Genomic DNA, 22565 nt, shown 5'->3' with positions numbered 1-22565 from the left:
ACCGCCCAGTCTATGGCCCACCAAATAAACGCGACATCAGTCCTGGCTTGCCTTTGGCCGCCCGCGCCCGCACCAACAAAACTGTGATGTTATCCCGGCCACCTGCCGCATTGGCTTTGGCGACCAAGTCAAGTGCTATCTCCGGCAAAACTGCACACAAGCCCATGGCGTTGGCAATTTCTACGTCACTCAACATGTCGGTCAAGCCGTCAGAACACATCAAATACACATCACCGTCCAGAACTTCATGCTCATGGAGTTCAACCTGCACGCCGTCTTCAACACCCAGTGCACGGGTCAATAGATTTCTGCCTGGTGCTACCGCGGCTTGCTCTGGGGTTAACAATCCGGCGTCAACACGCTCTTGCAACAACGAGTGATCGCGCGTGATTTGGGCCAAAACACCATCGCGCCACCGGTAGCCACGTGAGTCTCCCACATGCCCCAAAATCAGGCAATTGTTTTTGAACACACCCGCCACGATGGTGGTTCCCATGCCGGCGTACTGCGGATTGGACTTGGCGGCATAAAGAATGGAGTGATTGGCCCGGCCAACACACAACGCGATGCCCCGGGCAATTTCAGCCGGGTTGCTGCCGTGTGCCTCTGTGCCAAGCCAGCTAAGCAACTCCGATTTGATGGAGGCCACTGCCATGCCGCTGGCCACCTCACCGGCGTTATAACCGCCCATGCCGTCAGCCAACACAGCGATGCCAAGCGCCTCATCAAATGCCAGTGCATCCTCATTGTTGCCACGCACCTGGCCCACATGGGACATGGCGTAAAAGCTGTACTGCATCATGAAATACCTAGATCTCCAGATCAAGTGAACCCGCGTACGATGACCCTTGCCCGGTGAGCCCCAGTTCTGGTGCAGCGCGTGGGTCGACCCGCGTGCGTCCAAGATGGGCGGACAAATCGGCCGCCAGCGCATCCCCATCCTGGTACCGGTCCTGCGGCGCCTTACGCAACAGACGCGCCACCATGACGGCCAGATCCTCAGGGATCTCGGGTCGAATCTGGCGAAGGTCCGGCGCCTCTTGTTTGGCAATTTTCGACATCAGCTCGGCCATGGTGTCTGCCCTGAAAGGCAGCACGCCCGACAGCAACTGAAACGCCATGATACCCAATGAGTACAGATCAGAGCGGCCATCCAGCACTAAGCCAGTCAACTGCTCGGGCGACATGTAACTGGGTGTTCCCATCACCACGCCGGTGCGGGTCTTGTTACCGTCCGTGATGCGGGCGATGCCGAAGTCCGTCACCTTGACGGTGTCAGTCACCAGGTCATACATCACGTTGCCAGGCTTGATGTCGCGGTGAATCACCTGCAAACGATACGCATACGCCAACGCCTGCGCCACCCGGACCACGATCGACAGGACACTGGGGACCGGCAACAGCGCACCGCGCTTGCAGTTGGGCTGCAAATCTTGCCCTTTCACGTATTCCATAGCAATGAAGGCCAGACCGTGCGCTTCCCCCACATCAAAAATCGTCACGATGCTCGGGTGCTGCAATCGCCCGGCGGCTTTTGCCTCACGAAAAAACCTGTCCTGGGCGTCGACCAGCCCATCACCATCAAACGCCTCGCCCAGAGCCATCGTTTTCAGCGCCACAAGCCTGTCAATGCTGGGGTCTTTGCCCAGATACACCACACCCATCGCACCTTTGCCGAGCTCTTTTTCGACCTCATAACGCCCGAGCATCATTTTCAGCCCGATGCTGTCAGGCGGTTCAGTGGGCAGCGTAACCCCGGCAACGCTTTGATCCGGCAGATGCATTGAACTTTGAAGGCGCGCCATGCGGCCTTGCACATCTTTAAAGGCACCATCAAATGACGCGATGCGCGCATAGACCGTTTGCGCCTTGTCAAACAGCTGCTTGCGCTCGAAGTCCAGGCCCAGGCAATACAAATCCTGGGCCAGCGCGGCATGCATGGGCACGTTACAAAAACGCTCAAAAGCCATGTCCAGTTGCCCCTGCCCCTGCAACGCCAAGCCCATCATGCGATCGGTTTGCCCAACATCTTCTGCCGAATTCACGCCATTGGCGCGCGCCAGTACCAAGTGGCGCAACAGGTATGCCGCGTAGCCTACCAACAGCAAGCTTGCCACAGGCACCAGTTGCAGCCGCAGACCCATGACAGAGAGCGACCAAAACTCAAGTGCCAACAGACTCAGGACCATCGCCAGGCTGAGGCTGGTCGCGGCGCCAACTGAAAGCAAGGGCAACCCCAAGGCAACAAACAGCGCTGCCAGCACCATGCTCCCCCAAAGCGCCCACTTGTTCCAGACAGGCTCGTGCGCCAGATGCAACTGCAAAATGCTCGACGTACTGTGGGCCAGGGCTTCAACCTGGGACATGGCGGCGTGACCAGACACCGCCAACACGTTGGCCAAACTCGGTGCTGTCACCCCAATGATGACCACTTTGTCGGCGTATTTGGCCATGTCAACCTCGCCACTCAGCACGGCAGCAAAAGATTCGGTGGCAAACGCGGGTTGGCCATGTGCTGTTGAATAGAACTGTGACAGCACAGTGCCTGAAGTACCAGTCGAGAAAGTCAAATGACCTATTTGCACCCTTTGGCGGGGCGTCACGCGAATGTCCGAGGCCTTCAGCTTCAAGCTGCTGGCCGCCGCCAGCAAGGCCAGGGAGGGCAGCACGTTGCCATCGGTGGGTAGCAGCAATGCCTCAGAACGCAGCACACCATCGCGATCAGAACGACCACCAAAGTAGCCGACGCCCGCAGCCACGGAAGCCAAACGCTCAATGGGCGACGCAACTGCACCGCCGGCCACTGCGTTCGCTGCCAACACCACATTGCCGGCCTGCTCCAGGCTCTGCGCCAACCGAGCATCACCGTCCAGCGCCGCCTCAGCCTCTTGGATCAGGCCGATCAATTGTTGCGGTATCAACCGCTGATCAAGGCTGGCGCCCTCTGCCGCATCAGGCTGCAAGGGCGCTTGCGCCAGCACGGCTTTTATCCTTTGAATAAAAGCCAAGCCAGGGTCGCGTTGCGGCTCAAAAAACGGTACGGTGTAGACCACGACATTAGGTTTGGCCTCGGCCAATTTATCAATCAACCGGGCATGAAGACTTCTTGGCCAGGGCCACGGCCCCAAACGGGCCAAACTTGGCTCATCAATTGCTACCAACACCACCTGATTTGAGGGTTGGGGCGGGTTGGCATTGCGGGCGAAGTCATAGAAATTTCGATCCAGACCTTGGAGCACATCAGTGCCGGCGTAGAACGCCAGCACCATGCCGACCACCAGCGCGCCAAAGCGTCGGCCCGAACGCCACCAAGGCGCCGCCTTGACTCGGAGCGATGCAAGCCGCTTCATATTTGATGTGCAGTTAAAAACTGTTCCACGTCAACATCCAAAAATCACGAAACACCAAAAACAACAAAGCCGGATTGTCCATCAGGTGGGCATCCGGCTTTGGAAGATGGGCTGGCGCAACAGTTGGCGCCGCCCGTCAGACTGGGTTTACAACAGGGCTTTGAGCAACTTGGCCATCTCAGACGGGTTGCGCGTGACCTTGAAGCCACTTTCTTCCATCACGGCCAGTTTGGCATCGGCCGTGTCAGCACCACCAGAAATCAAGGCGCCAGCGTGGCCCATGCGTTTGCCTGCCGGTGCGGTCACACCCGCGATGAAACCCACAATGGGTTTCTTCATGTTGAGCTTGCACCAGCGAGCGGCTTCGGCTTCGTCCGGGCCACCAATTTCACCAATCATGATGACGGCGTCGGTGTCAGGATCGTCATTGAAGGCACGCATCACATCGATGTGCTTCAAGCCGTTGATGGGGTCGCCACCAATACCGACGGCGCTGGACTGGCCCAGGCCGATTTCGGTCAACTGCGCCACCGCTTCGTAAGTGAGCGTGCCGGAACGGCTGACCACACCAATGCGTCCCTTGCGGTGAATGTGTGCGGGCATGATGCCAATCTTGATCTCGTCGGGCGTGATCAAGCCAGGACAGTTGGGGCCGAGCAACAAGGTTTCCTTGCCACCAGCCGCCACTTTGGCGCGCATGCGGTTGCGCACTTCAAGCATGTCACGGATCGGGATGCCTTCGGTGATGCAAATGGCCAAGTCCAGGTCGGCTTCAACCGCTTCCCAGATGGCAGCAGCCGCGCCTGATGGTGGCACATAGATCACGCTGACGGTGGCACCGGTTTCAGCAGCGGCTTCTTTGACCGAGGCGTAAATCGGGATGTTGAAGATCGACTCGCCGGCCTTCTTGGGGTTCACACCTGCGACAAAGCAGTTTTTGCCGTTGGCGTATTCCTGGCACTTTTCAGTGTGGAACTGGCCAGTTTTGCCGGTGATACCTTGGGTGATGACCTTGGTGTCTTTATTGATGTAGATGGACATGATGTTTCCTGATCAGTGGAGGGCACAGCTGGCTCGTTTCAAGCAGCTGCGCTGTGCCCCGCAAATTATTTGGCGACCGCTTTCACAGCGGCTTGTGCAGCCTCTGCCATGGTGTCTACAGAAATGATGGGCAGGCCGCTGTCCTTGAGCATTTGTTTGCCCAGTTCTTCGTTGGTGCCCTTCATGCGCACCACCAGGGGCACGTTCAGGTTGGTCGCCTTGCAGGCCGCAATCACGCCGGTGGCAATGGTGTCGCATTTCATGATGCCGCCAAAGATGTTGACCAAAATGGCCTCAACCTTGGGGTTTTTCAGCATGATCTTGAAGGCTTCCGTGACCTTCTCAGGGGTGGCACCGCCACCCACGTCCAGGAAGTTGGCAGGCTCTGCGCCAAACAACTTGATGGTGTCCATGGTGGCCATGGCCAAGCCGGCACCGTTCACCAGGCAGCCGATGTTGCCGTCCAGGCTGATGTAGGCCAAGTCAAACTTGCTGGCTTCAACTTCAGCCGGATCTTCTTCGTCGAGGTCGCGAAACGCCACGATTTCGGGGTGGCGGAATAACGCGTTGTCGTCAAAGTTGAACTTGGCGTCGATGGCCTTGATGCCGCCGTTGCCTTCGAGAATCATCGGGTTGATTTCAACCAGCGATGCATCGGTGTCCATGTAGACCTTGTAGACCTTTTGCAGCACGTCCACGGCTTGCGCCACGGAACCTTCAGGCACGCCAATGGCGTTGGCCAGTTTGGTGGCTTGTGCATCGGTCAGGCCGGTGGCGGGGTCAACAATCTCGGTGAGGATTTTCTCGGGGGTGGAATGAGCCACTTCCTCGATGTCCATGCCGCCTTCGCTTGACACGATCATGGCCACACGTTGTGTTGCACGGTCGGTCACGGCAGACACGTAGTATTCTTTTTTGATGTCGGCGCCGTCTTCGATCAGCAGGCGACGCACTTTTTGACCTTCAGGGCCGGTTTGGTGCGTGATCAATTGCATGCCGAGGATTTCGCCGGCGATCTTTTTCACGTCCTCGATAGAGCGTGCCAGCTTGACACCGCCGCCCTTGCCGCGACCACCTGCGTGGATCTGCGCCTTGACAACCCACACGGGGCCGCCGAGTTTTTGAGCGGCTTCCACCGCCTCTTGAACGGTGAATGCTGCAATGCCGCGAGGCACTGGCACACCAGCTTGACGCAAGATGTCCTTGCCTTGGTACTCGTGAATTTTCATGAGCTCTTTCTCTCAGGAATGGAAGGGAGATGGCCATCGATGCTGCTGGTTGGGGCGGCGTCAAAGGCACCATACGATGCAATCGCGGACTGTATCATGCAGTCTTGCGTTAATCTTCTATAAGACTTACAAGCACACCACTTTTCGAGATACGAGTTCACCATGCAAAAAATCTTCATCGATGGCGAAGCTGGCACCACGGGTTTACAGATTCGTGAGCGCCTGCAAACCCTGACCGGCATTGAATTGATCAGCATCGCCCCTGAGCGCCGCAAAGACCCCTTGGCCAAACGCGAACTGATGGCGCAAGCCGATCTGGTGGTGCTGTGCCTGCACGACGATGCGGCCCTTGATTCGGTCGCCATGATCGACGATCTAGAACGCACCACCGGGCAAGCGGGTCCGAAAATCATTGACGCGTCAACCGCACACCGCACCGCACCGGGGTGGGTTTACGGCTTCCCTGAATTGAAAGTTGGCCAGCGCGAGGCGATTCAAGCGGCCCGCCGCGTCACCAACCCCGGCTGCTACGCCACCGGCGCCATCGCCTTGCTGTGCCCGTTGGTGGCCGCGGGCTTGATTCCTGCGGACTTCCCCTTGTGCCTGCCGTCGGTCAGCGGCTACTCAGGCGGAGGCAGGCCCATGATTGACGCTTACGAGCAAGGCACCGCACCGGCTTTCGAGTTGTATGCGCTGGGCTTGAAGCACAAACATGTGCCGGAAATCATGGCCTACACCGGCTTGACACGCCGCCCGCTGTTTGTGCCCTCAGTGGCCAACTTCAAACAAGGCATGCTGGTGCAGGTGCCATTGCATCTTGACCTGTTGCCAGGGCAACCCAGCGCAGACGATTTGCACCAGGCGCTGGCCCAACACTATATGAACAGTGAGTGGGTGAAGGTGCTACCTGCAAGCCTTGACAACAAACTGGACGCCGTGGCGTTGGCCGGCACCAACCAGCTGGAACTGCGCGTATTTGGCAACAACGATGCGGGTGATAACTTCCACCACGCCGTGCTGGTGGCGCGACTGGACAACCTGGGCAAAGGTGCCAGCGGCGCAGCAGTGCAAAACCTGCAATTGATGCTGGGTCTGGCGGCCTGATAGTCACTATCTTTTAAATAGCTCCCTGCGCAGTATGCACAAGGGCTAGAGGCCTATTTCTTATGAATTTTAGTCTTCGTCACCGACCAGTAAATCGTCAGCACAGCCCTTGACCACCCGCCGGATGGCGTCGCCACTGAAGCCTCGTGCGGCCAAAAAGCGCATTTGACGGGCCGCCGCTGCGGCATCTTCTGGTGCGACGCCGTACTTCTTCAGCCAAACCACCTGAGCGCGGGCCAACTCGGTGCCGCGCAAGGCCGTCACGGCATCGGACACCATTTGCGGGTCGAGTCCCTTGGCTTGCAACTCCTGGCGAATGCGCTGGGCACCGAGCTTGGCCGATCGGCGGTTCACCACCGATTCCACCACCCGCTGCTCACTGATGAAACCCTTGGCCAGCAGATCATCCAGGGCCAGCGCCAGACTGCCGGGCTCTTCCTCAAAGCGCTGCAACTTGCGCTCCAGCTCCGCGCGTGAATATTCACGTCCACTGAGCAGGCGCAGGGCGCGGCCTTTAAGGGAAGGTTGGTCAAATGCCATGGAATGCCAGTGACCAATCCACTACTAAATAAATAGCTTCTTATGATTAATTAACAAGGGCTAGAGGACTTTTTTGCTTGAAACTTTTGCTGCCGCATCAGGCACTTCGGCACCAGCCAGCAGCGGGATACCCAACGAAGCGCGCACCTTGTTTTCAATCTCTTGTGACAGCGCCGGGTTCTCGCGCAAAAATTCACGGGCGTTGTCGCGGCCCTGCCCAATTTTTTCGCCGTTGTAGGCGTACCAGGCACCGGACTTGTCCAGAATATTAGCGGTGACGCCCATGTCGATGATTTCGCCTTCGCGGCTGATGCCCTGGCCAAAGAGAATGTCAAATTCAGCCGTCTTGAACGGTGGCGCCACCTTGTTTTTGACCACTTTGACCTTGGTCTCGTTGCCAATGGCTTCGTCACCCTTCTTGATGGTGCCGGTGCGGCGAATGTCCAGGCGCACCGAGGCGTAAAACTTCAACGCATTGCCACCGGTGGTGGTTTCAGGGCTGCCAAACATCACGCCAATTTTCATGCGGATCTGGTTGATGAAGATCACCATGCAGTTGGTTTTTTTGATGTGCGCCGTGAGCTTGCGCAGCGCCTGGCTCATCAAGCGTGCTTGCAAGCCGGGCAGGCTGTCACCCATTTCGCCTTCCAGCTCGGCCTTGGGCGTCAAAGCCGCCACCGAATCGACCACGATCAAATCTACGGCGCCCGAACGCACCAGGCTGTCCACAATTTCGAGCGCCTGCTCGCCGGTGTCGGGCTGGCTGATCAGCAGGTCTTGCAGGTTGACGCCGAGGTTTTGCGCGTACTGGATGTCCAACGCGTGTTCAGCATCGACAAACGCACACTGGCCGCCGGTTTTTTGCATCTCGGCAATCACTTGCAGCGTCAAGGTGGTTTTGCCGGAAGATTCAGGGCCATAGATTTCAACCACGCGGCCACGCGGCAAACCGCCAACGCCCAACGCAATGTCCAAACCCAGCGAGCCGGTAGAGACCACCTGGATGTCTTCAATCACCTCGCCTTCGCCCAGCCGCATGATGGTGCCTTTGCCAAATTGCTTCTCGATCTGGGCCAACGCCACTTGCAGGGCTTTGGCTTTTTCAGCGTTGACGGGGGTTGGGGCTTTGGCGGGGGTAACAGCTTTAACGGGTGCGTCCATGGGGCTTCTCCTGAGGTTAGGGTGAATCAATGACCAGTTTGACAACTTTGCATCCTCTGTTTTTAACGACAGGCTGGATGCCTGAACAGTAGTTTAGAACCAATATTAAAAACATAAAACACTTTTTTTAGTCAATTTAGTTTACTATTTTGCAGATGACGAACGCCCCACCACTGACCGGCTGGCGACAAGCGCATTTGGGGCATTGGCTGACTGAAGGCGCCAAACGGTTCAATGCCCGCGTGCTCACCCTGATGGCCGCCAACGACCGCATGCCGCTGGCACTGGCGAACCTGGCAGCCCGGGGCCGCCTGACCGCGGCACACACCCACATCACCCATCACCTGGCACTTGAGGGCTCACGCCTGAACGAATTGGCCACGCGCGCCGGCGTCAGCAAACAGGCCATGGGCAAGCTGGTGGACCAGTGTGAAGCCTGGGGCCTGGTGCAACGCCAGCCCGATGCGCGCGATGCCCGTGCTTGTTTGGTGACCTTCACCGCAGCAGGCCTGAGTTGGCTACAGGCTTTTGAAGAAGCGGTAGGCCAGGCGCAAGCCGAGTTGCGCGCTGCGGTGGGCGATGAGGTGGCCACGGTGATTGCCCTCGGGCTGGAAGCTTATGCCGCCTAGAATGACGAAAAACAATGCGCGCACAGCGTAAAACCCATCAATCTGACAGGCCACAAAGAGGAGACAGCGATGCGAATTTTGATAGCTGAAGACGACCAGGTTCTGGCAGATGGCTTGTTGCGCACCCTGCGCAGCTCAGGCGCTGCGGTCGACCATGTCGCCAGCGGCACCGAGGCCGACGCGGCCCTCATGACCAACACTGAATTTGACCTGCTGATTCTGGACCTCGGCCTGCCCAAGATGCATGGCCTGGAAGTGCTTAAACGTCTTCGTGCGCGTGGCTCATCGCTGCCAGTGTTGATCCTGACCGCCGCCGACAGCGTCGAAGAACGTGTCAAGGGGCTGGACTACGGCGCTGATGACTACATGGCCAAGCCATTCAGCCTGCAAGAGCTTGAAGCCCGGGTGCGCGCCCTGAGCCGCCGTGGCATGGGCGCGGCCAGCAGCACCATCAAACACGGTCCGCTGATTTATGACCAAGGGGGTCGTGTAGCCACCATTGATGGCGCCATGGTGGAGCTGTCGGCACGAGAACTCGGCTTGCTGGAAGTGCTGCTCCAGCGCGCTGGCCGCCTGGTCAGCAAAGACCAGCTGGTAGAGCGCCTGTGTGAGTGGGGTGAAGAGGTGAGCAACAACGCCATTGAGGTCTATATCCACCGCCTGCGCAAGAAAATCGAGAAGGGCCCGATCCGCATTGCCACCGTGCGTGGCCTGGGTTATTGCCTGGAAAAGATCCCCAATTGAGCACGCCGTAAGCCGCCGTGGCTACCGTCCTTCACCGCGAGCAACGCTCGCTGTTTGGCGAAATCCTGGACTGGATGCTGACGCCGCTGCTGCTGCTGTGGCCAGTGAGCCTGGTGCTGACCTGGCTGGTGGCACAAGGCATTGCCGGAAAACCCTTTGACCGCGCCCTGGAATACAACGTGCGCGCCATGGCGCAGCTCATCACCATCCAGCGCAACCACGCTGAGTTTTCCTTGCCGCGACCAGCCCGCGAGTTGCTGCGTGCCGATGACTCTGACACAGTCTATTACCAAGTGCTCGGGCCACGTGGCGACTTGCTCAGCGGCGAAAAAGAGATTCCACCGCCGCCCAGCCTTGAACAAGCGGTGATCGACGAGGTTCGCATTCGCGACGACGTGATCAAAGGCTTTGATGTCAAGGTGGCCTACATGTGGGTCACCTTGCCCCTGACGGGCAGCAAGCCCGCCCTGGTGCAAGTGGCTGAAACCCTTGAAAAACGTTCGGTGCTGGCGGCTGAAATTGTCAAAGGAGTGATGCTGCCGCAGTTCGTGATATTGCCGCTGGCGGTGCTGCTGGTCTGGCTGGCGCTGGTGCAGGCCCTGAAGCCGCTGAACCAGCTTGAGGAACGCATTCGTGCCCGAAAACCCGATGACTTGAGCCCGATTGATGCGCTGGCGGTGCCCATGGAAGTCACGCCTTTGGTGGAATCGGTGAACGACCTGCTGATGCGCCTGACGGACTCCATTGCCACCCAAAAACGCTTTTTGGCCGATGCCGCGCACCAACTCAAAACGCCGCTGGCGGGTTTGCGTATGCAAGCCGAGATGGCCCAGCGAGAAGGCGCCAGCGCCGAAGACCTGAAACATTCACTGCGCCAAATTGGCCGCGCCAGCATCCGCGCCACCCACAGCGTCAACCAGTTGCTGGCACTGGCGCGCGCCGAGAGCAGCGGCTCGGCCATGCCGCGCACCATTTGTGATCTGGCAGAACTCACCATGTCCGTGGTGCGTGACTGTGTGCCACGCGCACTTGATAAACACATTGACCTTGGTTATGAAGGCACCCAGCCCGGCACGCCCAGCTGCACCGTGTTGGGCAACGCCACTTTGCTCAAAGAAATGGTGCGCAACCTGGTGGACAACGCCATCAACTACACACCCTCCAGCCTTGAGCACCCGGGCGTCATCACAGCCCGCGTATTGACCGACCCGTTTGGCCGCGCCCTGGTGCTACAAGTAGAAGACTCTGGCCCGGGTGTGCCAGAGGCTGAGCGCGAGCTGATTTTTCAACCGTTTTACCGCGCCCTGGGCACCGAGGCCGATGGCTCCGGGCTGGGTTTACCGATCGTGCTGGAGATTGCCCAGCAACACAGCGCCAGCGTCAGCATGGAAGACACCCACCCTGGGCGCACACCACCCGGTGCCCGTTTTGTGGTGCGTTTTACCGCCGCCAGCGACAGCGACCTAAGCTAGCCTCACTGGCCTGCAACATTGCTGTTGCCATTGCCATTGCAAGGCAATAGCGCTTGGCCAGCCAATGCAGCCCGCACCGGGGGCAGCTTCTTCTGCAGCGCATCATCCACTGCGGGCAACCGCAAGCGATACGCCTGGCCCGCGGCCAGCTCCTGCACCACGCGCGCCGTGCGCACACCGCGCTGCGCCAGGGCCTCCAGTGCGGCGTCGGCCTGGGCTTGGGAGGCAAAGGCCCCCAGCGACAGCCCGGGTGTCAGTGCCGGATTGCTCAAAGGCTCAAAGGTCAGCCGCAAGTTCGCCAACTGGGCGCGCTTTTTGGCCAGTTCTGCCGCATTGGCGTATTTACCCATGTAGATGATCCAACGCTCGGGCGTGGCCACCACGTCCAGCGCCCAGGTTTGAGGCGGCAACACGGCAGCCAGCACCGGGCGCAGCACCTCGGCCCTGGCCGCATCAAACAAGGTCGTTTGCAGACACACGGCATTGGCCTGCAGCGCAGGCACTGGCACTTGCGCCAGGGTGGCGTCCTGCTCACTGATGATTTCAATGGCCTCGGGCTTGATTTGCTGCGCCAGGCGGTGTGGCTCATGCTGCGGCGTAGGCCCAAAACCATAGGCCAGCAACCAGCCCTGGCCCCAGGCAAAGTAAACCCCGTTGAGCAGCAGCAAAAACAAGGCAAAGGCGCGCAGCATCATGTCACCCGACGAAAAGTACGCACCGGTTTACAAATGCGAACAGGCTTACAAGTCCGCATAACTCGGCCCTGGCTGCAACCGCACACTCACCTCGGCACTGGTCACGCGCTGCACCCCTTGGGCAGCGGCCACCAACAGCGCACCGCTGGTGTCCACACCAAGCGCTACGCCCTGCAAGCCATCACTGAGCGTCACCGGCAGTTGAGCCAGCGCGTCGAGGGCATTGAATTTGGCCTGAAAGGGCGCAAAGCCGCGGGCCTCAAACGTCTGCACAGCCTGCACCAAGTTGGCGGCGATGCGCCCCAGCGCTTGCGGCGCGCTCAGGTCAGGCAACAGCTCTTCGAGCCCCACGGGCTCAGTCGACAAGCCATCAACCACTGGCGTACGGATGTTCACCCCGATACCAATCACCACATAACGGATGGCGCTGGCCTCGCCCCAATTGGCGGTCTCGATCAGAATGCCGGCCAGTTTGCGGTCATGCCACCACAAATCATTGGGCCACTTCAGGCGAATGTCAGGGTGCAGGCTTTGCGCCACGCTCAAGCCCACCGCCAGCGACAGCCCGGACCAGTCAGCCGGCGCCAAGCTCAAGCCCAGTGAAAAAGTCAAAGCAGACATGGCCCCCACGCGTGCCACTGCGTGTGCTGCGCTGCCCCCCAAGGGGACTGTTTCACCTTCGGACGGCTCTGCGGAGAAACCTCTGGCCACTGCCCCGCTGAGCCACTGCCGCCCCAGACGGCCACGGCCAGCGGTTTGCCGTTCGGTGACCAGTAGCACCGGCTCCAGACAGCCAGCGCGGGCACGGCGCATCAGCTCCGAGTTGGTCGAATCAACTTCAGGCAAGACCTCGACCGTGAAGCCGGGCAACAGCGGCGCCACGGCTTCCCAGATGTCTTCACTTGGCCAGCGCACCGGTGCCATCATGGCAAGCGACGTTTGCGCTTGGGCGCCAACAGCGTGCCGCGGCAGGTTGGCGCGCCGCACCAGCACGGGTATTCGGCCTTGAGCTTGGGTGTGTAACGCTCATCAATGATCAAGCCATAGTCGTAGTGCAGCTCTTCACCCGCCGCGATGTCGCGCAAGGCCTTGATGAAGACACGGCCGTTTTGCTCATCGGCTTCGCAGTTGCCGTCGCATGAATGGTTGATCCAGCGCGACGAATTGCCATTTACCCCGCCGTCAATCACCCTTGTGGCGTCCACATGAAAGTAAAACGTGTGGTTGGGGTTGGCAAGGTAGTGCGGATGCCGCGCCTGTGCTTCTTCCCAGCTGATGATTTCACCCACATATTCGATGACAGTGTCGCCCATGGCAATGTCTTGCAGCGCGTACACGCCTTTGCCGTGAATGCCGGACTGGCGCACCTGAATGCGGCGCAACATTTTGGGCTTGGCGGGTTTTGGGGACGTTGAATTGGACACGGTCAAAATTTGGTATCGTGAACTCGTATGGGTGCGCGTGTGCGTACCCACCTGTGTGTGCGCCTGTGTGGGCGCGAGAAAAGGGATTGTAGTCAGATGAAAACCTTGGTCATTGCCGAAAAACCTTCTGTGGCGCAAGACATCGTGCGCGCCTTGACGCCCGTGTCGGGCAAGTTTGAGAAGCACGACGAACATTTCGAGAACGACACCCATGTCGTCACTAGCGCGGTCGGCCACCTGGTGGAAATCCAGGCACCAGAAAGCCATGACGTGAAGCGTGGCAAGTGGAGCTTTGCCCACCTGCCGGTGATTCCGCCGCATTTCGATTTGAAACCAGTCGACAAAACCAAGACCCGCCTGAACGCCGTGGTGAAACTGGCCAAGCGCAAAGACGTGGGCCAACTCATCAACGCCTGCGATGCGGGCCGCGAGGGTGAGCTGATCTTTCGCCTGATCGAGCAATACGCTGGTGGTGCCAAACCGCTGGGCAAACCAGTGAGCCGCCTGTGGCTGCAAAGCATGACACCGCAAGCCATTCGCGATGGCTTCCAGCACCTGCGCAGCGATCAGCAAATGCAGCCGCTGGCCGATGCCGCCCGCTGCCGCAGTGAGGCCGACTGGCTAGTCGGCATCAACGGCACGCGTGCCATGACCGCATTTAACTCGCGTGACGGTGGCTTCTTTTTAACCACTGTGGGCCGCGTGCAAACGCCAACTTTGAGCGTGGTGGTGGAGCGCGAGGAAAAAATTCGCAAATTCATCAGCCGCGACTACTGGGAAATCCATGCCTCCTTTGCCGCCCAGGCCGGCCAATACCCGGGCAAATGGTTTGACCCCACGTTCAAACGCGCCGCCGCCAACGCCGCAGCCGGTAACGAAGAAATGGACGCCGAGTTGAAAGGCGACCGGGTCTGGAGCGCACGCGAAGCGCAGGCCATTGCCGACGCCGTGCGTGGCCAACAAGCCACCGTGTCTGAGGAAAGCAAGCCCACCACACAGGTGTCGCCCCTGCTGTTTGACCTGACAAGCCTGCAGCGCGAGGCCAACGGCAAATTTGGCTTCAGCGCCAAAACCACGCTGTCCATCGCGCAAAGCCTGTACGAGCGCCACAAAGCCCTGACCTACCCGCGAACCGACTCACGCGCGCTGCCCGAAGACTATGTGCCAGTGGTGAAGCAAACCTTTGAGATGCTGGCCGACTCTGGCATGAAACACCTGGCGCCGCACGCCCTCACGGCCCTGAACAACAACTACGTGCGCCCCAGCAAACGCATTTTTGACAACGCCAAGGTGAGTGATCACTTCGCCATCATCCCCACGCTGCAAGCGCCCAGCGGCTTGAGCGAGACTGAGCAAAAGATTTACGACTTGGTGGTGCGCCGCTTCATGGCGGTGTTTTTCCCGGCCGCCGAATACCAGATCACTACCCGGATCTCGACCGCAGCCAGCCACAGCTTCAAAACAGAAGGCAAGGTGCTGGTGAAGCCGGGCTGGCTGGCCATTTACGGCAAGGAAGCCGCCGCTGAGCAACCCGAAAATGGCGACAAAAACACCGGCAACCTGGTTCCGGTGCAACCCAATGAATTGGTCAACGCCGAGTCGGTTGACCCCAAAGCCCTGAAAACCCGCCCCCCGGCGCGCTACACCGAAGCCACGCTGCTCGGTGCCATGGAAGGCGCCGGCAAAACCGTGGAAGACGACGAGCTGCGAGAAGCCATGCAGGAAAAAGGCCTGGGCACGCCAGCCACCCGCTCCAGCATCATTGAAGGCTTGATCTCCGAGGCCTACATGCTGCGCGAAGGCCGCGAGCTGATCCCCACCGCCAAGGCCTTCCAGCTGATGACACTGTTGCGTGGCCTGGACGTGCAGGAACTCACCAAAGCCGAACTCACCGGCGAATGGGAATTCAAGCTCGCACAAATGGAACACGGCAAGCTCAGCCGGGCCAGCTTCATGGCGGAAATTGCCGCCATGACCGAGCGCATGGTCAAAAAAGCCAAGGAATACGACCGCGACACCATCCCCGGTGACTTCGCCACCTTGCAAACGCCGTGTCCCAACTGCGGCGGCATCGTCAAGGAAAACTACCGCCGCTACACCTGCACGGGCCTGGACGGCAAAAGCGATGGCTGCGGCTTCTCGTTTGGCAAAACCCCGGCCGGGCGCACTTTTGAGGCGGCGGAAGTCGAGCAGTTTTTACGCGACCGCAAAATCGGCCCCTTGAGCGGCTTTCGCTCCAAGGCCGGTTGGCCGTTCACCGCCGAGATGGTCATCAAGTTTGACGAGGAAACCAAAAACTACAAACTTGAGTTTGACTTTGGCGACGACAAAAAGGGCGAGGAATCCGGTGAGCTGATCGACTTTTCAGCCCAGGAATCATTGGGCGCCTGCCCAAAATGTGGGACGGGCACCGAAACTGCCGCAGGCGGCAGGGTTTTCGAGCACGGCAAAAACTACGTGTGCGAAAAATCTGTGCCCACCGACGCCCAGCCCACGCCCAGCTGCGACTTCAAGACCGGCCAGATCATCTTGCAGCAACCCATTGAACGCGAGCAAATGGTCAAGCTGCTGGCTACCGGCAAGACCGACCTGCTGGACAAGTTTGTGTCAATGCGCACACGGCGCGCCTTCAAGGCCATGCTGGCCTGGGACGCAGAAGCTGGCAAGGTGAACTTTGAGTTTGCCCCAAGCAAATTCCCGCCACGCAAAACCGCTGCCACGCCCCTGACCAAAGCCGCAGTGGCATCAAAATCAAGAGCTACTCGCGCAACATCCGCGGGGGCTACGGCCTCAAAAGCTGTAAAAACGACCAAGCCCGCTGCCAAGAAGGCGGTCAAGGCCACCGCTGCAAAAACGCCACGCAAAGCACCCGCTACAGGTGCGGGATCAACCCCCAGCGCCGCTCTGGCCGCGGTGATTGGTGCTGAACCAATTGCCCGCGCCCAAGTCATCAAAAAACTGTGGGACTACATCAAGGCCAACAACCTGCAGGATGCCACCAACAAACGCGCCATCAATGCCGACGCCAAGCTGCTCGCGGTGTTTGGCAAGCCGCAGGTCACCATGTTTGAGTTGGCGGGCATTGTGGGCAAGCATTTGGTCAGCGCCACTGAGGTTGATGACAAAAAGTGACTCTAGCCCTTTAAAAATAAGCGCTAATAGCTATTTATTTGATAGCTAAATCAAGGCACTAAAAACCATGTGTCAGGGTCATTGCGATGCAGGCGGGACGAGGAGGACATCAAACCGTCACAAGATTGACTTAATATGGCTAGCCTCAGGGCAATGCACCTGAGGCCGTTTGTTGCTGTCACTCCACATCATCCAAGGACTCTGAACATGAAAATTCGCTACCCATTGATCGTCGCTGGCATCGTTGCACTTGGTGCCGTTGGCACGGCCACGGCACAAGACAAGACCCTGCGTTTGCTCACCTGGGCCGACTACGCGCCCAAAGACGTGGTGGAACAGTTTGAGAAAGAAAGCGGCTACAAGGTTGAGCTGACCCTGTCCAACAACGAAGAAATGATTTCCAAGCTGCGCGCCACCGGCGGTGCGGGCTTTGACTTGGCCCAGCCCTCGCAAGACCGCATCACTGGCCCGCAGCAAGAGTTTGGTATTTACAAACCGATGGATTTGAAAAAGCTCAAGTCCGAGTTGTTCATCCCCAGCATGCTGGAAGCCACCAAGAAAAACACCACGCTGGCGGGCAAGGTCTATGGCCTGCCACACATCTGGGGCACGGATGGCCTGGTGGTCAACACCAGCCTGACCAAAATGGCCGATTACCCCGACCTGTGCCGCGCTGACGTGAAGGGCAAAACTGCTGTCCGCCTGAAACGCCCCACCTTGTTGGCCTTTGCGTTTGCATCCGGCAAAGACCCGTTTGCGCTCTACAACAACCCGAAAGCCTACAGCGCGCTGATGGACGAAGTCGGCAAGACCATGATCGCCTGCAAGCCCAACTTCAAGTTCTTCTGGGACAACAAAGACCAGTTGCTCAATGGCATGCGCACCGGCGAAATTGTCGGTGCCATGATGTGGGACACCGGTGGCTGGAAATTGAATGGCGAAAAGGCTGAAATCCAGTTCATCGCACCCAAGTCCGGCGCTCTCGGCTGGATCGACACCTTTGCCATTCCGGCCAAGGGCAAGAACGACGCGGCCGCTTATGCCTGGATCAACTTCAACATGCGCCCTGAAATTGCGGCCAAAGTGGCCTCTTCAGCTGGCAACTTCACAGCCTCCAAGGGTGCTGACCAGTTGATGGATGCCAAGCTGAAAGCCCAGTTTGCCGCCAGCTTCCCTGAAGCCGCCTTGAAAAACGTGAAGTGGTACCCGGCAGTGCCAGCTGGCATTGAAGACATCGAAGGCCGCGTGCTGGACCGCATCAAAGCGGCGAACTAAACGTCAACTGCATTGAGTTCTTCATTGCCCGCTGCGTCTGTTGGGGCGCAGCCTGACCTGCAAGCCACTCGCGTGGCCAAGCACTACGGTGCTTTCCGCGCGGTGGACGACTTGTCGTTTGAAGTGGCACGCGGCAGTTTCTTCTCGATCCTGGGGCCGTCAGGCTGCGGCAAGACAACACTGCTGCGCATGATTGCAGGCTTCTTGGAGGCAGATTCTGGTGACATTCGCATTGGCGGCAAAGCCATGCGCGGCGTGCCCCCCAACAAGCGCCCGGTCAACATGGTGTTTCAGCACCTGGCGCTGTTCCCCATGATGAACGTGGGCGACAACGTCGGTTACGGCCTGGCGCGACGCGGCGTGGCAAAAGACGAGATCAAGCGCCGTGTGGGTGACATGCTGGAGCGCGTCAGCCTGCCCGGCGCGCAAGCCAAGCGGGTGGACCAGCTCTCAGGTGGGCAAAAGCAGCGCGTGGCGATTGCCCGCAGCCTGGTGCTGGAGCCCACGCTGCTGCTGCTGGATGAACCGCTGGGTGCGCTCGACTTGAAGCTGCGCGAGCACATGAAGATTGAGCTCAAACAGCTGCAGGCCGCCTTTGGCACCACCTTTGTCTACATCACGCACGACCAGTCCGAAGCGCTGGTGCTGTCAGACCATGTGGCGGTGATGAACGCTGGCCGTTTTGAGCAGGTTGGCACACCACAGCAACTTTATTACGAGCCGCAAACACCCTTTGTGGCCGGTTTTGTCGGGGCCAACAACCGCATGGCGGGGCGCGCCACCGAGGTGACCGACAGCGTGGTCACGGTGACCAGTGCCGACGGCTTGGTGATGCCGGCGCGCGCCATAGGAAGGGTCGCACGCGGTGATGCGGTCGAGGTCTTTGTGCGCCCGGAAGTTGCACGCCTGGCACGCAACCCGGCGGTGTTGCGTGACGCCGGTTTGCCATTTTGGAGCGCGCGCATCACGAGCTTGCTGTTTGATGGCGCCAACTCGGCCGTACTCTTGCACGAGGCCCAGTCCAACACCGAATTTCGCATTGCCCTGCCGCAAACCGGCGAATTTGCCGACCTGCAGGTGGGCGAAACCGTGGCGTTTGGCTTTGATCCGCTGCGCGCGGTGTGTTTTGCGAGTTGATGCCGTGCACCGCGTGAACGTGTGCGTTTGGTGTGCATTGGCATTTGTCGGGTGGCTGACCACTTTTCTGCCGCCACATCCATGAAGCCCCAGGCACGGTTAATGCTATTGCTGCTACTGGCACCGGCGCTGCTCTGGTTGGTGGGCCTGATTGTGTTGCCGCATGTCGAGCTTGGCATCTTGTCGCTGCGCGAGCGCGTGGCGCCGCGCGTGTACGAGCCCAGCCTGGCGCAGTTCCGCACGTTTTATGAAGAGCCGCTGTACTGGCACACCTTTGTGCGCACCGCGCTAATGTCGATCATCGCCACCGCCATCACACTGCTCATGGCTTTTCCGATTGCCTGGACCATTGCCAAGATTGCCCGCGGTAGAAACAAATCGATGCTGTTCATCATGTGCCTGATCCCGTTCTGGGTGAGCGAGACGGTGCGCACGCTGGGCTGGATGATTCTGCTGCGCGAGTCCGGCGTGTTGCCGGCCCTGTTGGTTAGCTTGGGGCTCACGCCCGCACCGGTAGAAATGCTCTACCACGATGCCACCATCATGGTCGGGCTGGTTTACACCTCAATGCTGTTCATGGTGATTCCGTTGATCAGCGCACTGGAAAGCCTGGACGACTCGTTGATCGAAGCGGCTTACGACCTGGGTGGCAACGGCTGGTCGATTTTGCGGCAAATCATCATCCCGCACGCCGCGCCCGGCATCGTGGCGGGCTGCATCGTGGTGTTCATGCTCACCTTGGGCAATTACCTGACGCCCACGCTCTTGGGTGGCAAAAACTCGCAGTGGTTCACCGAGCAGATTTACACCCAGTTCATCACCCGCTTCAACTGGGAACAAGGCGCGGCGTTTGGCTTTTTGCTGCTGGGCTTGAGCACCGCCATCGTCTGGGCGGGCTTGAAATTGAGCGGCCAGAAGTTTGGCGAAGTGATGCAGCGGTCATGATTGCCTCGCTGCCCCGCCCGCTGTGGTTTCGTGCCAGCACCATGGTTTATGGTGTGGCATTTTTTGCTTTTTTGTTTTTGCCGCTGCTAATCGTGGCGGTGTTTGCCTTCAACAACGCCCCCTACCCGGCACCGCCGTGGCGCGGCTTCACGCTGGACTGGTTTTTTGGCCATGAGGGCTCAGGCCGCACCGGCCTGTTTGCCGACAGCGCTATGTTGGGTAGCGTGTGGACCAGTGTGGTGGTGGCGAGTTGGGTCACGCTGCTCTCCGTGCTGGTGGGCACGGCCAACGCATTTTTGATCGAGCGCACGCAGTTTCGCGGCAAGCAGGCGCTCTCTATGCTGATGCTGGCCCCGCTGGTGATTCCGGGCGTGATTTTGGGCATCTCGATCCTGGCGTTTGCCAGCCGCATTGCCAACCTGGCGGACGATGTGTGGGGCCTGGAGCTGGAGTTTTTGCGCCCCGGCTTGCCGCTGGTGGTGCTGGGGCAGTTCTCGTACATCGTCTCTATTGCGACGCTGACCATCACGGCACGGCTGAAACGCTTTGACGTGACGCTGGAAGAAGCGGCTTACAACCTGGGCGCATCACGTGCGGCGGTGTTGTGGACCATCACGCTGCCGTACCTGAAACCGGCGCTGATTGGCTCGGCTGCGATATCCTTTTTGATGAGTTTTGAGAACTTCAACACCACGCTGATGCTGGTCGGCTCGGACGCACCGCTCACGGTGATGATGTATGGCCGCATGCGCGAAGGCGCCACACCAGTACTTAACGCGGTGAGCTTGCTGCTGATGGTGGCGTCTGCGGTGCTGGCACTGAGCATGATGCGCGGATCGAAGGCCAATGAGTCCAAGCCCACGTCTTGATGTCAGTTGGTCGAACCCGGCGGGTTCTATTCGAGAACACGCGAACCCATGCGTTTACCGCTCATTGATTTGAGAATCAGTTGATGAACTCGAAACACGCCAAATTGCCGAGGCCAAAAAAAGTGCTCTTGCGAACACCTTTCAAGCGGCTCTAGCGATGGCGAATATAAATCACGTCAGCCTTTAGAAGGCGTAGTTCAACCGAAGACGGAATGCGGTTTCTTGCGTCTTGACGCCAGTCTGACTGAGCTTGGCGCTCGAAGATGACAAGGCAGGCGTAATTGTGGCGCCCTTGATGTCAAACAAGGGCATGCTGTAGGACGCGTAAAAAGTCTGCACTTTTTCATCGCCACCGACGTTTTGATCGGTCTTGCCTGCAATGACACCGACCACCAGGCCGCCCGTGGCAGCGGTCACCGCAAATCCGCTCTGGCGCTTGTCAGACAGGGCGGAATCAGTCTTGCCGCTGGCATAGTTACCCGTGAGCTTGAAGCTGCCGAAGTCATACCCCAGAGAAGCTGCAACACCGCGGACATCGTTGGTCACACCACCCACGGTGGCTGGCGCGAAATGACCCGACTCGAAGCCCAGGCGGGCACTCAATGGGCCAGCAGCGTAAGACAAGACAGGGCGGATGCCCGAAGCACTGGCCAGTGATTTGGTTTCAATGACACCTACTTCAAGGCTGAGGCCACTGCCAAGGTTGATTGTTCCAGCGGCGTGAAATACGCTGGCATCCTTTCGACCGCGCAAGGCGTTGCCGTAATAGACATTTCCAGCGTGGTTGATCAAGGTATCTTGTGCCAGCGGGAACAGGTCAGCCGCTTCAAAGCGGCCGAGCTTGACATCGCCCTTGGCTGAACCAACCTGAACCCACATGTCATCCGTGGCTGCGGTGCCGTCTTTCTTTGCCAACAAAGAGGTTCTGGCATTCACAAACAGATTCGCGCCTGCTTTACCGCTGACATTCAACTCCACCCGACCGCCCTGGCTCATCCCTTCGTCTGTGGTGTTGTCAACTTTGGTGCCACTGCGATAGGTATTGTCAAACTCGATGTTGGCATCGAACGCGGGGGCAGCAATGGCGATACTGCACAGGCTCATTGCAGCAGCAGTTGCAGTGGCACGAAGTGAAAAATTGATGGTGTGATTCATGGCTAAACGCTGAAATAAAAAATGAAATGTGACGACAGGAAAACGCTGTCCTCGATGCTCTTCAAAAAGGAGAGTGGGTAAATTTTTAATTAAATCCACTTGTTTTAATTACACGCAAGGGAAATCCCTTAGCCAGGTTACGAACGGGGTTCGATTGAACCGATGCGTCGGCGTTAAGAGAGTGGTTGGTTTGCGCGACTCTTCAAAGACGTGATGTGGTTAGGGGAAGACCCTAATCAAAAAGCAGTCAAAAATTGTCTCGGTTACACCACAAAACAGCATTTTTTGATCGAAATCTTTCTGATGGCGCAGCAATAACGTCCGGCCTTGACAAAAAACAATGTGTGTTTTTTCTTTGTCTATTTTTTAGCATGGCGAGTCTGGGGGCTTGGCGGTACCCTCTGGCTACTGCTGACATGCGATCCAAATCATGGATTTGGGTCGCCCGGACGCAGACAGCCGTGTGCGACTGCAACCAGCCTGCTGCCCACGGATTCGGTTTGAAAATCGTCAATTACTGAAAATTTCGGCGTGAGTCCCCGCACGAACAAAGTTAATCCCGTTGGCGTCGACTTGGTAAATCAGCAGAAAGTCGCCAGCGTTATGGCACTCACGGTAATCTTCCTGTGCCCCTTTCAGGCAGTGATCCAACCCAAGGCATGT

At 58.6% G+C, this 22565-nt stretch carries 20 protein-coding genes; 9 read left to right on the top strand and 11 right to left on the bottom strand.

The genetic code is table 11. The annotated features are described in order from the left end of the window. Positions 1-10: 10 nt before the first annotated feature. The 4 genes from PHQ58_RS09065 to sucC all read right to left on the bottom strand — a co-directional run bounded on the left by PHQ58_RS09065 (position 11) and on the right by sucC (position 5620). Positions 11-799: a Stp1/IreP family PP2C-type Ser/Thr phosphatase gene (locus PHQ58_RS09065; protein WP_300110075.1), complete on the bottom strand. Its 789-nt coding sequence runs from the start codon at positions 797-799 to the stop codon at positions 11-13. 10 nt (positions 800-809) lie between these two features. Further along, the gene (locus PHQ58_RS09060) at positions 810-3350 is read right to left on the bottom strand and encodes a CHASE2 domain-containing serine/threonine-protein kinase (RefSeq protein ID WP_300110072.1); all 2541 of its coding nucleotides are present in this window, start codon (positions 3348-3350) and stop codon (positions 810-812) included. A gap of 147 nt (positions 3351-3497) precedes the next feature. Next, positions 3498-4391 carry a succinate--CoA ligase subunit alpha gene (gene sucD / locus PHQ58_RS09055; RefSeq protein WP_300110069.1) on the bottom strand — a complete coding sequence of 298 codons (894 nt, stop codon included), beginning with the start codon at positions 4389-4391 and terminating at the stop codon, positions 3498-3500. A gap of 65 nt (positions 4392-4456) precedes the next feature. Continuing rightward, on the bottom strand, positions 4457-5620 hold the full coding sequence (gene sucC / locus PHQ58_RS09050) for an ADP-forming succinate--CoA ligase subunit beta (protein ID WP_300110066.1): 1164 nt from the start codon (positions 5618-5620) through the stop codon (positions 4457-4459). A gap of 162 nt (positions 5621-5782) precedes the next feature. On the opposite strand from sucC, the gene argC reads away from it, so the two are divergent. Further along, positions 5783-6724: an N-acetyl-gamma-glutamyl-phosphate reductase gene (argC, locus tag PHQ58_RS09045; RefSeq protein WP_300110063.1), complete on the top strand. Its 942-nt coding sequence runs from the start codon at positions 5783-5785 to the stop codon at positions 6722-6724. A 69-nt stretch (positions 6725-6793) separates the two neighbouring features. On the opposite strand, the gene recX is transcribed toward argC, so the two are convergent. After that, the gene (gene recX / locus PHQ58_RS09040; RefSeq protein ID WP_300110060.1) at positions 6794-7264 is read right to left on the bottom strand and encodes a recombination regulator RecX; all 471 of its coding nucleotides are present in this window, start codon (positions 7262-7264) and stop codon (positions 6794-6796) included. A 60-nt stretch (positions 7265-7324) separates the two neighbouring features. Next, a complete protein-coding gene (gene recA, locus PHQ58_RS09035) occupies positions 7325-8425 on the bottom strand; it encodes a recombinase RecA (RefSeq protein WP_300110056.1) in 1101 nt (366 codons plus the stop codon). Positions 8426-8580: 155 nt separating this feature from the next. Between recA and PHQ58_RS09030 the strand changes: the two genes are divergently transcribed. The 3 genes from PHQ58_RS09030 (at position 8581) to PHQ58_RS09020 (ending at position 11270) form a co-directional block, all read left to right on the top strand. After that, positions 8581-9054, top strand: coding sequence for a helix-turn-helix domain-containing protein (locus tag PHQ58_RS09030; RefSeq protein ID WP_300110053.1), 474 nt, complete (start codon positions 8581-8583; stop codon positions 9052-9054). A gap of 69 nt (positions 9055-9123) precedes the next feature. Next, on the top strand, positions 9124-9798 hold the full coding sequence (locus PHQ58_RS09025) for a response regulator transcription factor (RefSeq protein ID WP_300110050.1): 675 nt from the start codon (positions 9124-9126) through the stop codon (positions 9796-9798). 74 nt (positions 9799-9872) lie between these two features. Further along, entirely contained in the window at positions 9873-11270 is a 1398-nt protein-coding gene (locus tag PHQ58_RS09020; protein WP_300110102.1) for a sensor histidine kinase, read from the top strand. Positions 11271-11272: 2 nt separating this feature from the next. Here PHQ58_RS09020 and PHQ58_RS09015 read toward each other — a convergent pair whose 3' ends face one another. Genes PHQ58_RS09015 through PHQ58_RS09005 form a run of 3 tightly spaced genes read right to left on the bottom strand, consistent with a single transcriptional unit; the run spans position 11273 to position 13350 of the window. Further along, positions 11273-11965: an SPOR domain-containing protein gene (locus PHQ58_RS09015; RefSeq protein WP_300110047.1), complete on the bottom strand. Its 693-nt coding sequence runs from the start codon at positions 11963-11965 to the stop codon at positions 11273-11275. Between the two features lie 45 nt (positions 11966-12010). Beyond that, on the bottom strand, positions 12011-12892 hold the full coding sequence (locus PHQ58_RS09010; protein WP_300110099.1) for a biotin--[acetyl-CoA-carboxylase] ligase: 882 nt from the start codon (positions 12890-12892) through the stop codon (positions 12011-12013). Beyond that, positions 12889-13350 (bottom strand): SET domain-containing protein-lysine N-methyltransferase, encoded by a 462-nt coding sequence (locus PHQ58_RS09005; RefSeq protein ID WP_300110096.1) that lies wholly within the window; start codon positions 13348-13350, stop codon positions 12889-12891. The genes PHQ58_RS09010 and PHQ58_RS09005 overlap by 4 nt, the downstream gene beginning before the upstream one ends. Positions 13351-13485: 135 nt before the next feature. Here PHQ58_RS09005 and PHQ58_RS09000 point away from each other — a divergent pair, with 135 nt between their 5' ends. From PHQ58_RS09000 to PHQ58_RS08980, 5 genes are all read left to right on the top strand, one after another. Next, complete coding sequence (locus PHQ58_RS09000; RefSeq protein ID WP_300110043.1) at positions 13486-16521, top strand: DNA topoisomerase III; 3036 nt, start codon at positions 13486-13488, stop codon at positions 16519-16521. 207 nt (positions 16522-16728) lie between these two features. Beyond that, on the top strand, positions 16729-17796 hold the full coding sequence (locus PHQ58_RS08995; protein ID WP_300110040.1) for an extracellular solute-binding protein: 1068 nt from the start codon (positions 16729-16731) through the stop codon (positions 17794-17796). 12 nt (positions 17797-17808) lie between these two features. Then, positions 17809-18933: an ABC transporter ATP-binding protein gene (locus PHQ58_RS08990; RefSeq protein ID WP_300110037.1), complete on the top strand. Its 1125-nt coding sequence runs from the start codon at positions 17809-17811 to the stop codon at positions 18931-18933. An 81-nt stretch (positions 18934-19014) separates the two neighbouring features. Further along, the gene (locus PHQ58_RS08985; RefSeq protein ID WP_300110035.1) at positions 19015-19878 is read left to right on the top strand and encodes an ABC transporter permease; all 864 of its coding nucleotides are present in this window, start codon (positions 19015-19017) and stop codon (positions 19876-19878) included. After that, entirely contained in the window at positions 19875-20747 is an 873-nt protein-coding gene (locus PHQ58_RS08980) for an ABC transporter permease (RefSeq protein ID WP_300110032.1), read from the top strand. The genes PHQ58_RS08985 and PHQ58_RS08980 overlap by 4 nt, the downstream gene beginning before the upstream one ends. A 183-nt stretch (positions 20748-20930) precedes the next feature. Here PHQ58_RS08980 and PHQ58_RS08975 read toward each other — a convergent pair whose 3' ends face one another. Together PHQ58_RS08975 and PHQ58_RS08970 are read right to left on the bottom strand one after the other, a co-directional pair. After that, on the bottom strand, positions 20931-21902 hold the full coding sequence (locus tag PHQ58_RS08975; protein ID WP_300110029.1) for a carbohydrate porin: 972 nt from the start codon (positions 21900-21902) through the stop codon (positions 20931-20933). Positions 21903-22412: 510 nt separating this feature from the next. Then, a complete protein-coding gene (locus tag PHQ58_RS08970; protein WP_300110026.1) occupies positions 22413-22553 on the bottom strand; it encodes a type II toxin-antitoxin system mRNA interferase toxin, RelE/StbE family in 141 nt (46 codons plus the stop codon). Positions 22554-22565 lie beyond the last annotated feature (12 nt).

The sequence above is a fragment of the Rhodoferax sp. genome (assembly GCF_028688795.1).
Taxonomy (GTDB): Bacteria; Pseudomonadota; Gammaproteobacteria; order Burkholderiales; family Burkholderiaceae_C; genus Rhodoferax.
The sequence above is the reverse complement of the archived record's forward strand: the minus strand, read 5'-3'. Positions and strand labels throughout refer to the sequence as shown.

Excerpts from the sequence above, each read along its gene's own strand:
- PHQ58_RS09065 (WP_300110075.1), bottom strand. The coding sequence starts at position 799 with ATGCAGTACAGCTTTTACGCCATGTCCCATGTGGGCCAGGTGCGTGGC.
- PHQ58_RS09060 (WP_300110072.1), bottom strand. The coding sequence starts at position 3,350 with ATGAAGCGGCTTGCATCGCTCCGAGTCAAGGCGGCGCCTTGGTGGCGT.
- sucD (WP_300110069.1), bottom strand. The coding sequence starts at position 4,391 with ATGTCCATCTACATCAATAAAGACACCAAGGTCATCACCCAAGGTATC.
- sucC (WP_300110066.1), bottom strand. The coding sequence starts at position 5,620 with ATGAAAATTCACGAGTACCAAGGCAAGGACATCTTGCGTCAAGCTGGT.
- argC (WP_300110063.1), top strand. The coding sequence starts at position 5,783 with ATGCAAAAAATCTTCATCGATGGCGAAGCTGGCACCACGGGTTTACAG.
- recX (WP_300110060.1), bottom strand. The coding sequence starts at position 7,264 with ATGGCATTTGACCAACCTTCCCTTAAAGGCCGCGCCCTGCGCCTGCTC.
- recA (WP_300110056.1), bottom strand. The coding sequence starts at position 8,425 with ATGGACGCACCCGTTAAAGCTGTTACCCCCGCCAAAGCCCCAACCCCC.
- PHQ58_RS09030 (WP_300110053.1), top strand. The coding sequence starts at position 8,581 with ATGACGAACGCCCCACCACTGACCGGCTGGCGACAAGCGCATTTGGGG.
- PHQ58_RS09025 (WP_300110050.1), top strand. The coding sequence starts at position 9,124 with ATGCGAATTTTGATAGCTGAAGACGACCAGGTTCTGGCAGATGGCTTG.
- PHQ58_RS09020 (WP_300110102.1), top strand. The coding sequence starts at position 9,873 with ATGCTGACGCCGCTGCTGCTGCTGTGGCCAGTGAGCCTGGTGCTGACC.
- PHQ58_RS09015 (WP_300110047.1), bottom strand. The coding sequence starts at position 11,965 with ATGATGCTGCGCGCCTTTGCCTTGTTTTTGCTGCTGCTCAACGGGGTT.
- PHQ58_RS09010 (WP_300110099.1), bottom strand. The coding sequence starts at position 12,892 with ATGATGGCACCGGTGCGCTGGCCAAGTGAAGACATCTGGGAAGCCGTG.
- PHQ58_RS09005 (WP_300110096.1), bottom strand. The coding sequence starts at position 13,350 with ATGTTGCGCCGCATTCAGGTGCGCCAGTCCGGCATTCACGGCAAAGGC.
- PHQ58_RS09000 (WP_300110043.1), top strand. The coding sequence starts at position 13,486 with ATGAAAACCTTGGTCATTGCCGAAAAACCTTCTGTGGCGCAAGACATC.
- PHQ58_RS08995 (WP_300110040.1), top strand. The coding sequence starts at position 16,729 with ATGAAAATTCGCTACCCATTGATCGTCGCTGGCATCGTTGCACTTGGT.
- PHQ58_RS08985 (WP_300110035.1), top strand. The coding sequence starts at position 19,015 with ATGAAGCCCCAGGCACGGTTAATGCTATTGCTGCTACTGGCACCGGCG.
- PHQ58_RS08980 (WP_300110032.1), top strand. The coding sequence starts at position 19,875 with ATGATTGCCTCGCTGCCCCGCCCGCTGTGGTTTCGTGCCAGCACCATG.
- PHQ58_RS08975 (WP_300110029.1), bottom strand. The coding sequence starts at position 21,902 with ATGAATCACACCATCAATTTTTCACTTCGTGCCACTGCAACTGCTGCT.